This is a genomic window from Ralstonia sp. GX3-BWBA (assembly GCF_003290055.1).
GTDB lineage: Bacteria > Pseudomonadota > Gammaproteobacteria > Burkholderiales > Burkholderiaceae > Ralstonia > Ralstonia holmesii.
The window spans coordinates 146,806-159,206 of the sequence record NZ_QMKS01000023.1; the positions used below are offsets into that span (position 1 = coordinate 146,806).

General features: G+C 65.1%; 9 protein-coding genes. 6 read left to right on the plus strand and 3 right to left on the minus strand.

Annotated elements, in window-relative coordinates:
* Positions 1-165 precede the first annotated feature (165 nt).
* Together otsB and otsA are read left to right on the plus strand one after the other, a co-directional pair.
* A complete protein-coding gene (otsB, locus tag DOD19_RS22030) occupies positions 166-966 on the plus strand; it encodes a trehalose-phosphatase (protein WP_112188120.1) in 801 nt (266 codons plus the stop codon).
* The gene (gene otsA / locus DOD19_RS22035; protein ID WP_024978667.1) at positions 963-2,405 is read left to right on the plus strand and encodes an alpha,alpha-trehalose-phosphate synthase (UDP-forming); all 1,443 of its coding nucleotides are present in this window, start codon (positions 963-965) and stop codon (positions 2,403-2,405) included. Before otsB ends, otsA begins: the two co-directional genes overlap by 4 nt.
* A gap of 9 nt (positions 2,406-2,414) precedes the next feature.
* Here otsA and DOD19_RS22040 read toward each other — a convergent pair whose 3' ends face one another.
* The 3 genes from DOD19_RS22040 to DOD19_RS22050 all read right to left on the minus strand — a co-directional run bounded on the left by DOD19_RS22040 (position 2,415) and on the right by DOD19_RS22050 (position 4,692).
* Complete coding sequence (locus DOD19_RS22040; protein WP_112188122.1) at positions 2,415-3,191, minus strand: Mut7-C RNAse domain-containing protein; 777 nt, start codon at positions 3,189-3,191, stop codon at positions 2,415-2,417.
* Between the two features lie 129 nt (positions 3,192-3,320).
* Entirely contained in the window at positions 3,321-3,650 is a 330-nt protein-coding gene (locus DOD19_RS22045; RefSeq protein WP_024978665.1) for a hypothetical protein, read from the minus strand.
* 97 nt (positions 3,651-3,747) lie between these two features.
* On the minus strand, positions 3,748-4,692 hold the full coding sequence (locus tag DOD19_RS22050; RefSeq protein ID WP_024978664.1) for a LysR family transcriptional regulator: 945 nt from the start codon (positions 4,690-4,692) through the stop codon (positions 3,748-3,750).
* A gap of 339 nt (positions 4,693-5,031) precedes the next feature.
* On the opposite strand from DOD19_RS22050, the gene DOD19_RS22055 reads away from it, so the two are divergent.
* The 4 genes from DOD19_RS22055 (at position 5,032) to DOD19_RS22070 (ending at position 12,369) form a co-directional block, all read left to right on the plus strand.
* Positions 5,032-6,123, plus strand: coding sequence for an alpha/beta hydrolase (locus tag DOD19_RS22055; protein WP_112188124.1), 1,092 nt, complete (start codon positions 5,032-5,034; stop codon positions 6,121-6,123).
* Positions 6,124-6,238: 115 nt separating this feature from the next.
* Positions 6,239-7,549 (plus strand): efflux RND transporter periplasmic adaptor subunit, encoded by a 1,311-nt coding sequence (locus tag DOD19_RS22060; RefSeq protein ID WP_024978662.1) that lies wholly within the window; start codon positions 6,239-6,241, stop codon positions 7,547-7,549.
* 28 nt (positions 7,550-7,577) lie between these two features.
* Complete coding sequence (locus DOD19_RS22065) at positions 7,578-10,784, plus strand: efflux RND transporter permease subunit (RefSeq protein ID WP_024978661.1); 3,207 nt, start codon at positions 7,578-7,580, stop codon at positions 10,782-10,784.
* Between the two features lie 25 nt (positions 10,785-10,809).
* The gene (locus DOD19_RS22070) at positions 10,810-12,369 is read left to right on the plus strand and encodes an efflux transporter outer membrane subunit (protein WP_275426892.1); all 1,560 of its coding nucleotides are present in this window, start codon (positions 10,810-10,812) and stop codon (positions 12,367-12,369) included.
* Positions 12,370-12,401 lie beyond the last annotated feature (32 nt).

Below are 12,401 nucleotides of genomic sequence, written 5' to 3' on the forward strand. Positions count from 1 at the left end.
CGGCGGCAGGCCCGTGAAGGATTTGCATCCCGCTTCCGTTTTTACACACACCGCCCCCGCCACGCGCGCGAAGAATGGCGAAATGACAACGTGTGGTGCCGCCGCCCTCCGGTCGGCCCGGTTCTTGCGTGAAAAGGCGCATCACGCACATTTCCAAGAACCGGTTTGTCCAAAAACGTCTCTCCTCAGTCTTCTGCCAACGCGGCGCCCCTGCCCTCGCTCAACTTGGGGCGAACGGCCTTCCTGCTCGACTTTGACGGCACGCTCGTCGACATCGCGCCGCAGCCCGATGCTGTGCATGTCTCTGCGCCGCTGCGTGAAACGCTGGCTGCGCTGCACGCCGCAAGCGGGGGCGCATTGGCGATCATCAGTGGGCGCACGGTGCACGACGTGGAGTCGCGCCTGTCTCTGCCGGGGCTCGTCATCGCCGGTGTGCACGGCGCCGAACGCCGCTATGCAGACGGCGGCTTCGTCCGCCTGAACACCGACGCCGACGCGCTCGCCCGGCTGGAGCGCGAGTTACGCGCCGAACTCACACAGTTGTCGACGCAGTTTTCCGGCGTGGTGCTGGAGAGCAAGGGCATCGCTTTCGCCCTGCACTACCGCCATGCGCCAGAGGCTGAGAACGCCGTGCTGACGGTGGCTGACCGCCTCGCGCGCCGCTATGCCGACCACGTGCGCCTGCAGGCCGGCAAGATGGTTGTCGAACTCAAGCCGCGCGGCGCCAGCAAGGGCGACGTGGTGCACACGCTGATGACCGAGCCGCCCTTCATGGGCCGCACCGTGCTGTTTGCCGGCGATGACCTGACCGATGAAAGCGCCTTCGATGCCGTCAATGCGCTGGAGGGCTGGTCGATCAAGGTGGGCGCAGGCCCGAGTCAGGCGCGCTGGCGCGTGCAAGACGCCGCGGCATTGCGCGCATGGCTGGCAACGCTCACGGCCCCGGCCAAGCGAGGTGCCGCATGAGCCGGCTCATTGTTGTCTCCAACCGCGTTGCGCCCGTAGCCGAAGGTCAGGGAACAGCGGGCGGCCTGGCCGTGGGGGTGTTCGATGCGTTGCGCGAAACCGGCGGCATCTGGTTTGGCTGGAGCGGCGAAACTGCGACCACCAGCTCGGACACGATCGCGCACGAGCCGAACATCGTCACCAAGGGCAACATCACCTATGCCACCGTCGGCCTGAACCGCAAAGACTATGACCAGTACTACCGCGGCTTCGCCAATGCGACGCTGTGGCCGATCTTCCACTACCGCGTGGATCTCTCGCGCTACGAGCGCCAGGAATACCACGGCTACCGCCGCGTGAATGCGCAGTTTGCGCATCAGCTCAAGGCGCTGGTGCAGCCAGATGACATCCTCTGGGTGCACGACTATCACCTGATTCCGTTTGCTGCGGAGTGCCGCGCGCTGGGGCTCACCAACCGCATCGGGTTCTTCCTGCACATTCCGTTTCCGTCGCCGGAAATCCTGACGACGATTCCGCCGCATGAAGACCTGATGCGGGCGCTCTGCGCGTACGATCTGGTCGGTTTCCAGACCGAGACCGATCGCGTCGCCTTCTACGACTACATCGAGCGCGAGGCGCGGGGCTACATCGAACAGAAGGAACAGAACGGCCCGGTGCACGCCTACGGCCATACGCTGCGTGCCGAGGTCTACCCGATCGGCGTGCATCCGGACGAGATTGCGCAGCAAGCCAAGGCGTCGCTGGCGCGGCGCAATCCATTCACGCGGCATGCGAGCCCGCGCGGCGAGCGCGCCGTTGGTCAGGGGCAAGGTCAAGGCCAGCAGCCGCCGAGACTCATCATGAGCGTGGATCGGCTCGACTATTCAAAAGGGTTGCCTGAACGGTTCCGCGCATTCGAACAATTGCTGGACGATTTTCCGGACCATCGCCGGCACGTGACCTTCATCCAGATTGCGCCAACGTCGCGTCAGGATGTGCAGAGCTATCAGCAGATCCGGCAGCGGCTGGAGGCGGAGTCGGGCCGTATCAACGGCAAGCATTCGGAGCTGGACTGGACGCCCATCCGCTACATCAACAAGCAATACGAACGGCGCGTGCTGATGGCGCTCTTCCGCAGCTCCCAAATCGGCTATGTCACACCGCTGCGCGATGGCATGAACCTCGTCGCCAAGGAATACGTGGCCGCGCAAGACCCGGAAGACCCCGGCGTGCTCGTGCTGTCGCGCTTTGCCGGCGCAGCGCGCGAACTGGATGCCGCGCTGATCGTCAACCCGTACGACACGCGCGGTATGGCCGAGGCACTGAACCGCGCATTGACGATGCCGCTGGAAGAGCGCAAGGCGCGCTACGCCCACATGATGGATCGGCTGCGGGCCGCCAACCTCACCATCTGGCGCGAGCGGTTTGTGGCCGACCTGCGCAACGCGCCGTCGCAGTAGTCAGGCGCGTCAGGCGCCTGCGCTGCCGGTGCGCGACATACGCTCGGCGGCTTCCGGCGGGTCTATCGATACGCCGGCGTGGGGCGACAACATGTCGGCCAACACGGCATTCATGCGTGCCCAGTGCGAACCGGGCCAATAGATACGCCGACAGGCATCGCAGGTGCTAAACAGCCGTTGGCGCTCGCGCACGCGGGGTGGCACGCTGGCGGAAGCCTCTTCCGGGCTCAGCATCCGCAGCGGCACATTGCATTCGAGACAGCGTGAGAACGGCTTGGCCACATCTGCCAGCCGAAGGCGCATGACGATTTCGCGCATCTGCGCCTGCGGCTCGCGCGCGCGGATGAATGCGCCCCGGCGGATGCCGCGTCGCTTGAGGAGCTCACGGTCACGCGAGAGCACGATCCAGTCTTCGCCCTGTGCCAGCGCTTCGATGGCCGCGTCGGCGTAATTGTTGTCGTAGGCCGTATCAAAGCCCGCCATGCGCAGCAGCCGAGCCGTTGCCCCAAGATGGGCGTCGCACAGAAAATGCAGCGGCGCGGTTGGCACCAGGGGCGCCACGGCCGAAACGGCAACGTGCCCCCTGCCGGGCAACATGGCCTCCAGACCCATGGGTGCGCCATCCACCAGCACTTGCCCAACCTCGGTATGCGGCACGCCAAGCGCCTCAATGGCGTGCTTGAGCGTGGCGCCATCAGCCCAAGTACGCGCAACGGGATGCCCGCGCAACGCCAGCGGAAGAAGCGGCGTCAGACTGGAATCGAACGTGAGGACGACGGTCTGCATGCCTGCCACGATACTCCCAACCCAACATCGGCGCCCTGGCGCCCCGGCTCTCGCACCAACAAAAATGCGGCGTGACCGATGAAGTCACGCCGCAAACAGGGAGGAGGAGAAATTCAGCGGGTGCGCAGTTTATGCGCGCGATGCAGCGCCGGCCTTCGGATAGCTCGCATCGCCGTTCCACGACAGGTAGCCATAGGTGTCGGCCTGGCGATCCGCGCCTTGGCTGTACGGATCAAAGCGATCGTTCTTCCACGACAGATAGCCGTAGGTGTCTGCTTGGCGGTCGGCGCCTTGGGTGTACGGGTCGAAGCGGCCCGCCTGCGTCGCGGCCGGGGCGTCAAAGTTGGGCTGGATGGAAGCCGTCGCGGGCTGCGACAGCAGTGCGGCAGAAGCCGATACGGTAGCCACCATGGCCAGGACGGCGCGGCGGGAAAAAGCAGAGAAGAGGCGGGAGTTCATGATCTGTTCCTTGTTCGTTTGCGCTCGTTGTTGCGCTTGGAGGGCAGAATAGATCGTTGCTCCCGTCTGATAAATGCGACTTTGCAGAAATAACTGTTCAGGCGGCGCTAACAATCTGCAGCCGTGGATTTTCCTTGAGCTGCAGGCACGGGTGGTCAGCAAACAGCGTCGCCACCCAATCCACAAACACCCGCACCTTGGGCGACAGGTGCCGGTTGTGCGGATACACCACCGACACCGGCACCGGCTCGGAAACATGGTCCGGCAGCACTTCCACCAACGCACCCGACATCAGGTGCTCGTACACCAGGAAGCGCGAGGTCTGCAGCAGCCCCAGGCCATGCAGGCCGCACGCCACCGCAGATTCGGCATCGTTGACGGACACCATGCTGCGCACCTTGTGGATCTGCTTCTGCCCGTCGATCACGAAATCCCAGTCCATGCGGCGGCCGTTGCGCGCAGAGAAGTAATTCACCGCCGTGTGGTCCTGCAGGTCTTCCAACGTCTGGGGCGTGCCGCAGCGGGCCAGATATTCGGGCGACGCGCAATTGACCATCGACAGCTGGCCGATGCGGCGCGCGACAAGACTTGAGTCCTGCAACTCGCCGCCACGCACGGCGCAATCCACACCCTCCTGCACGAGATCGACGGTGCGGTCACTCATGCCGATCTCCAGCTGAAGATCGGGGTACGCCTCGTGAAAATCCCGAATGCGCGGCACAAGCAACCGTTTGCCAATCGACGCAGGCACGTCGATGCGCAGGGTGCCGCGTGCGCCCGATGCGCTTTGCGAGAAAGCAGCCTCGGTCTCTTCCAGATCGCCGAGCAGACGCACGCAGCGCTCGTAGTACGCAGCGCCATCGGCGGTGACATTCACGCGGCGCGTGGTCCGGTGCAGCAGGCGCACGCCGAGATGCGCCTCAAGGCTTTGCACCAGGTTCGTCACCGTGGCGCGGGGTAACTGAAGGCTGTCGGCAGCCTTGGTGAAACTGCTGGCCTCCACGACACGCGTGAAAACCTGCATGGCCTGCAAGCGATCCATCTGCGGCTCCTTAGGGACGGACTCCACGGGGCGGGCGCACTGCCGGAATCAAACGGGCAATGCGCCGGACCTGTGGAATCAAGAGGTCTGCTCATGCTCGAGAACACGCACGCGGTCTGAGCATGAGGCGCGATCAGGAAGGCGGCGACTACGGGTTTTCGCAGTGCAACAAGATCGGCCTCGAGCAAGAACACTTTGTAGCACAACCGTAAATTTTGATTGTTCGGCTGCAACTAATAGTGATGTCCGATTATAGGCATTTATCCGCGTTCGTCTAATCACCATCATTCAGCCCATCGATATCCGGGTTATCCGCAAAGGTAAGCCCCGCCTGACATCATGGGTTCTTCTCCACCGCGTCTCGTTGTTTCGGATCGCACGCTGACCAGCGATGCGGCATCGGCCGCTGTTCGCCCAGCACGACCGTACGCAACGCCCGCCCCCACAAATGTTGCACTGAATAACAATTTGCGCGGCGCAACATCCAAGCTGCCTGAGCAAGCTTCTGCATGCGAGGAAACGGCTGGTGCGGGTCCGCTGCCGCGCGAGGTCACGTCCGAAGATTATTGGACGCAGGGTTACGCCAGCCGCATCCGCCTGCGCGTGTTCCGCCCCGAAATGCACGCCGACGATGCCGCCGCGCCGTTGCGCCGCCCCGGCGTGCTGTACCTGCATGGCGGTGGTTTCGTACGCGGCTCGATTGACGATGCCGATGCACCGGCGCGCCTCCTGGCCGCCACATTGCCGGCGGTGGTGGTCACGGTCGGCTATTCGCTCGCACCGGCTGCGCCCTTTCCTGCCGCGCCCGAAGATGTGTACGCGGCGCTGTGCTGCATGGCCGACCACGCCGACGCATGGGGGATTGACCGCCGCCGCATGGCGGTGGCCGGGCATGACGCCGGCGGCAATCTTTCTGCCGCACTGACGATGATTGCGCGCGACCGCGGCGGCCCGAACCTGCGCGCCCAGGTCCTGATCGCCCCGATGCTCGACCCGACCATGGCCCGTGTGCGCCCGGATCATCTGGCCAATGCCGACAACTCGGCCGAAGTCTGCGCCGATTGTTATCGACAGTATCTGCCCCGCCCGACCGAGCGCGTGCACCCATACGCCGCGCCGGTTGAATCGCGCCGCCTGCAGGGCCTGCCCCCCGCCCTGCTGCTGACCGCGCCGCAAGACCTGCTGCGCACCGAAGCCGAGCGCTATGCCGCGTGCCTCATTGAAGCGGGCGTCGTCACGCAGGTCGTGCGCGTGAACGAGGCCTGCCATGACTCGATTGCCATGAGCGCAGTGGCGCAAGACGAGATGACGTGCTTCCTGCGCTGGCACCTCGGAATGACGCGCCAGGCGGCCGCTCCGCGCAAACGCCGCGCACGTGCGGATCGAAAGGATCGCACCTCCATTGACCCGACCGCGGAGACGCCTGGCTGAACCCATACAACAAGAAACGGAGTGCGAGGCCGCCCGCGTGTTTCTACGCTGCGGCCAAAGCGCTTTTATCCAGTCTTTTCTCTTTGCTTACCCCAACAAAATCGAGAGAGTCATCATGAGCCTGTCCAAACGCACACTCGCCATTTCGGTTGCCGCCGTGCTCGGCGTTGCAGCTGTGGGCACCTACGGCCTTGTCTCCAGTGCCGGCGCATCGCAGCAGCCCTCCGCCGCACCCGCCGCCACGCCGGTGGATGTGGCGCCCGTCCTGGCAAAGAACGTGGCCGAATGGGATGAGTTTTCCGGCCGCATTGAAGCCGTTCAACGCGTTGAAGTCCGCCCGTTGGTGAGCGGCACCGTCACCGCCGTCCACTTCAAGGACGGCAGCATCGTCAAGAAGGGCGACGCGCTGTTCACCATCGACCCGCGCCCCTACGCTGCCGAAGTCGCACGCACGCAAGCCGCGCTGACCGCCGCCAAGTCACGCGTGGCCTACACCACGTCAGAGCTGGACCGAGCACGAAAGCTGGTGGCCGACAACGCCATCGCGCGTCGCGAGTTTGAAGAGAAGGAAAACGCCGCACGGGAGGCGCAGGCCAACCTGCAAGGCGCCGCCGCCGCGCTGGACGCCGCCAAGCTGAACCTGGAGTACACGCACATCGTGGCGCCGGTTGCAGGCCGCGTGTCGCGCGCAGAGATTACGGTCGGCAACGTCGTTTCCGCCGGCGGCGCTGCCCCGGTGTTGACGACGCTGGTGTCGGTCTCGCCGATGTACGTGGCGTTCGACGCGGACGAGCAAAGCTATCTGCGCTACTCCGCCAAGGCAGCCCAGGGCGCGAAGACACCGGTCTACATCGGGCTGGCCAATGAAGACGGCTACACGCGCGAAGGCGTGATCCAGTCCGTCGACAACCGGCTGGACGTGCGCTCGGGCACCATCCGCGTGCGCGCCACGCTGGACAACGCCGACGGCCGCCTCACGCCGGGGCTCTACGCCCGCGTGCGCATGAGCACCGGCGCACCGCACGACGCCATCCTCATCAGCGATAAGGCCATCGGCACGGACCAGGACAAGAAGTTCGTCCTGGTGGTGGATGCCGCCAACAAGACGAGCTATCGCCCGGTGGTGCTGGGCGCCTCCATTGACGGCCTGCGCGTTGTGAAGTCGGGCCTGAAGGCGGGTGACCGCATCGTCGTGAACGGCATCCAGCGTGTGCGCCCGGGCGACGCCGTGGCACCCAACGCGGTGACCATGGATAGCCTGGTCACCAAGCGGGTGGTGTTGCCGGGTGCACAGCCGGAAGCCCCCGCCACGCCCGCCGAAGCCAAAGCCGACGCACCCGCTGCGCCTGCCGCCAAGGCTGAAACCAAGCCTGCCAACGCCAAGACCGCAGCCAACGCTCAACGCCTTCCGGCCGACCGCGCCTGATTGCGACTGAAACTCATCGCTCACAGCCATGAACTTCTCTAAATTTTTCGTGGACCGCCCGATCTTTGCGGGCGTGCTTTCCACGCTGATCCTGCTGATCGGGGTCATCTCGATCTGGCGGTTGCCGATCTCGGAGTACCCCGAGGTCGTGCCGCCTTCGGTGGTGGTGCGCGCGCAGTTCCCGGGCGCCAACCCGAAGGTGATTGCCGAGACTGTCGCCTCGCCGCTCGAAGAGCAGATCAACGGCGTCGAGAACATGCTCTACATGCAGTCGCAGGCCAACAGCGACGGCAACCTGACCACGACGGTCACCTTCAAGCTGGGCACCGATCCTGACAAGGCACAGCAGCTCGTGCAGAACCGCGTGTCGCAGGCGCTGCCGCGTCTGCCCGACGTGGTGCAACGCCTGGGCGTGACCACCGTCAAGAGCAGCCCCGACCTGACGATGGTGGTGCACTTGCTGTCGCCCAACGACCGCTACGACATGACGTACCTGCGCAATTACGCAGTGCTCAACGTCAAGGACCGTTTGGCGCGTATCAGCGGCGTCGGCCAGGTGCAATTGTTTGGCTCGGGTGACTACTCGATGCGCGTATGGCTCGACCCGAACAAGGTGGCCGAGCGCGGCCTGACTGCCAACGAAGTGGTCAAGGCCATCCGAGACCAGAACGTGCAGGTGGCAGCCGGCGTGATCGGCGGCTCGCCCTCGGTGCCGGGCACGGATCTGCAACTGTCCGTCAACGCGCAGGGTCGGCTGAAGACCGAACAGGAATTCGGCGACATCATCCTCAAGAGTTCGCCCGATGGCGCCGTCACGACCCTGCGTGACGTGGCCCGCATCGAGTTGGCCGCATCGGAATACGGCCTGCGCTCGCTGCTGGACAACAAGCAGGCGGTGGCCATTCCGATCTTCCAGGCGCCGGGTTCCAACGCGCTGCAGATTTCGGACGACGTGCGCAAGACGATGGCCGAGCTGAAGGAAGACTTTCCCGAAGGCGTCGACTACCGCATCGTCTATGACCCGACGCAGTTCGTCCGCTCAAGTATCGAAGCCGTCACGCACACGCTGCTGGAAGCGGTGGCGCTTGTGGTGCTGGTGGTGATCCTGTTCCTGCAGACGTGGCGTGCGTCGATCATTCCGCTGCTGGCGGTGCCGGTGTCGATCATTGGTACGTTCGGCCTGATGCTGATGTTCGGCTTCTCGATCAACGCGCTGTCCCTGTTCGGGCTGGTGCTGGCGATCGGGATCGTGGTGGACGACGCCATCGTGGTGGTGGAAAACGTCGAGCGGAACATCGCCGAAGGGTTATCGCCACGCGAGGCCACCTACAAGGCCATGCGTGAAGTGAGCGGCCCGATCATCGCCATTGCGCTCACGCTGATTGCCGTGTTCGTGCCGCTGGCCTTCATGACGGGCCTGACCGGTCAGTTCTACAAGCAGTTCGCACTGACGATCTCCATCTCGACCGTCATCTCGGCCTTCAACTCGCTCACGCTGTCGCCTGCGCTGGCCGCCCTGCTGCTCAAGAGCCACGACGCGCCGAAGGATTGGCTGGCGCGCACGATGGACAAGGGCCTGGGCTGGATTTTCCGTCCGTTCAACCGCGTGTTTGGTGCGGCATCGGAATCGTATGGCCGCAGCACGTCGCGTGTGATCGGCCGCAAGGCCGTGATGCTCGGTATATACCTGGCGCTGATCGGTGCAACTGCCCTGCTGTTCAACAAGGTGCCGGGCGGCTTCGTGCCGATGCAGGACAAGCAGTACCTGGTGAGCTTCGCGCAACTGCCGGACGGTGCATCGCTGGACCGCACGGAAGACGTGATCCGCCGCATGTCGGACATCGCCCTCAAGCACCCCGGCGTGGAAAGCGCCGTGGCGTTCCCTGGCCTGTCGATCAACGGCTTCACCAACAGCCCGAGCGCCGGCATCGTGTTCGTCACGCTCAAGCCGTTTGACCAGCGCAAGAGTGCCGACCTGTCGGGCGGTGCGATTGCAGGTCAGTTGAACAAGCAATACGGCGCAATCAAGGATGCGTTCATTGCCGTGTTCCCGCCGCCGCCGGTACAAGGCCTCGGCACGGTGGGTGGCTTCAAGCTGCAACTGGAAGACCGCGGCTCGGTCGGCTATGAACAGCTCTTTGCCGCCACGCAGGCCTTCATGGCCAAGGCACGCAAGACGCCCGAGCTGGGCCCGTCGTTCTCGAGCTACCAGATCAACGTGCCGCAGTTGAATGCTGACCTCGACCGCGTGAAGGCCAAGCAGCTTGGCGTGCCGGTGACCGATGTGTTCGACACCATGCAGGTGTACCTGGGCTCGCTGTACGTGAACGACTTCAACCGCTTCGGCCGCACGTATCAGGTGAAGGTGCAGGCAGACGCGCCGTTCCGCGCCCATGCAGAAGACATCCTGCAGTTGAAGACGCGCAACGCCGCTGGCGACATGGTTCCGCTGTCATCGCTGCTGCGTGTGTCGCAAGGCTTCGGGCCGGACATGGTGGTGCGCTACAACGGCTACACCGCTGCCGACATCAACGGTGGCCCCGCGCCGGGCTTCTCGTCGGGCCAGGCACAGGCGGCTGTGGAGCGCATCGCGCATGAAACGCTGCCCAAGGGTGTGCGCTTCGAGTGGACGGACCTGACGTATCAGCAGATCCTGGCCGGCAACTCGGCCGTGTGGATCTTCCCGATCTGCGTGCTGCTGGTGTTCCTGGTGCTGGCCGCGCAGTACGAAAGCCTGACGCTGCCGCTAGCCGTGATCCTGATCGTGCCGATGAGCCTGTTTGCCGCCATGCTGGGCGTCTGGCTCTCGCATGGAGACAACAACATCTTCACGCAGATCGGTCTGGTGGTGCTGGTGGGGCTGGCGTGCAAGAACGCGATCCTGATCGTGGAGTTTGCGCGCGAGCTTGAGCTGCAAGGTCGCACCATCGTGCAAGCCGCCATCGAGGCCTGCCGCCTGCGTCTGCGCCCGATCCTGATGACGTCGATCGCATTCATCATGGGCGTAGTGCCCCTGGTGGTGTCGACCGGCGCCGGCGCGGAAATGCGCCATGCCATGGGCGTGGCCGTGTTCGCGGGGATGCTGGGTGTGACGCTGTTCGGCCTGTTCCTCACGCCGGTGTTCTACGTGCTGCTGCGCACGCTGGCGGCACGCCGCGGCCAGCGCTCTGAAGATGCACCCGACCGCGATCTGGACCTGGACGGCGCGCTGCCTGTGCCCTCGGCCCAGCACTAAGGTCAACACTCATCAAGACATCGCTATGAACGCGTCTACACAACAACAAACAGGTCCGGCCATGCGGTCGGGCCGCTGGACCCCGCTGGCGCTGGCCGCCGCGCTGTTCCTCGCGGCCTGTTCGCTCGCCCCGACCTACGAGAAGCCGGACGTTGGCACACCCAACGCCTTCAAGGAAGCCGCACAAGCGGCACAAGCGGCGGATGCGCCGTTGGCCGCAGGCGAGCAAGGCAAGTGGAAGACCGCCGAGCCTGCCCTGCCCGCCGACGGCGCGTGGTGGAAGATCTTCAACGACCCGACGCTCGACAAGCTCGAAGCACAGGCCGCTGAAGCCAGCCCCACGCTGGCCGCCGCAGCCGCACGCGTGAATCAGGCGCGTGCGTTCGTGCAGGCCAACCGTGCATCGCTGTTCCCGGAACTGGACGCGGGCTTCGGCCCGACGCGCCAGCGGGCATCGGCGGCATCGGCCGGTTTGCCGGTCGGTGCGCCCGTGCAGCCGCAGACGTACTGGCGTGCGCAATCCACCGTGGCGTATGAGGTCGACCTGTTCGGCCGCGTGCGCAACAACATCGATGCCGCCGGCGCCGATGCCGAGCGTGTCGAAGCGCTGTACCGTGCCGCCCGCCTGTCATTGCAGGCCGACGTGGCGCAGACGTACTTCAGCCTGCGCACGCTGGATGCGGAAGAGGCGTTGCTGTCCCGCACGCTGGTCGGCCGTGAAGAGGCGCTCAAGCTGGTGCAGCGCCGCTTCAACACGGGCGACATTGGCGAGCTGGACGTTGCCCGCGCCGATGCCGAGCTGGCAACGGCACGCTCCGACCGCATCGGCGTACAGCGCCGTCGCGCGGTGCTGGAGCACGCGCTGGCAACGCTGTTGGGCAAGGCACCGGCCGATTTCACGATGGGCACCGACCCGCTGCAATCGGCCGACGTGCGCGTCCCGGCCGGGCTGCCTTCCGCCCTGCTGGAACGCCGCCCCGACGTGGCCGCTGCTGAACGCTCAATGGCTGCGGCCAACGCGCGCATCGGCGTGGCGCGTGCGGCGTTCTTCCCGCAACTGCAGCTCACGGGCGGCTTCGGCTACGAGTCGCACGACATCGGCGACCTGCTGAAGTGGGGCAGCCGTACGTGGATTCTCGGGCCGTTGGTCGGCACCGCGCTGTCGCTGCCGATCTTTGACGGGGGCGCACGCAGTGCCGGCGTGAAGCAAGCACGCGCTGCATACGAAGAGAACGTTGCCAACTACCGCGAAAGCGTGCTCGTCGCCTTCCGCGAGGTGGAAGACAACCTCTCAGAACTGCGCCTCCTGGCCGATCAATCCAAGGCACAGGATGACGCTGTACGCGCTTCCACACGCGCCGCGCAACTCTCGCGCACGCGCTACAACGCGGGTTCGGTCAATTACCTGGATGTGATCGATGCCGAGCGCAACATGCTGTCCGCCGAACGCATCGGCGTGCAACTGGCCGGCAGCCGCATGAACTCCACGGTGGGGCTCATCAAGGCGCTGGGCGGCGGCTGGGGTGATCTGCCGCCGGCAGCACCGGCCAACGCGGCGCAGCCAGCAACGGTGGCGCAGCAGTAAGAATTTCTCTCCTCTCTCTCTGGAAAGCGAGA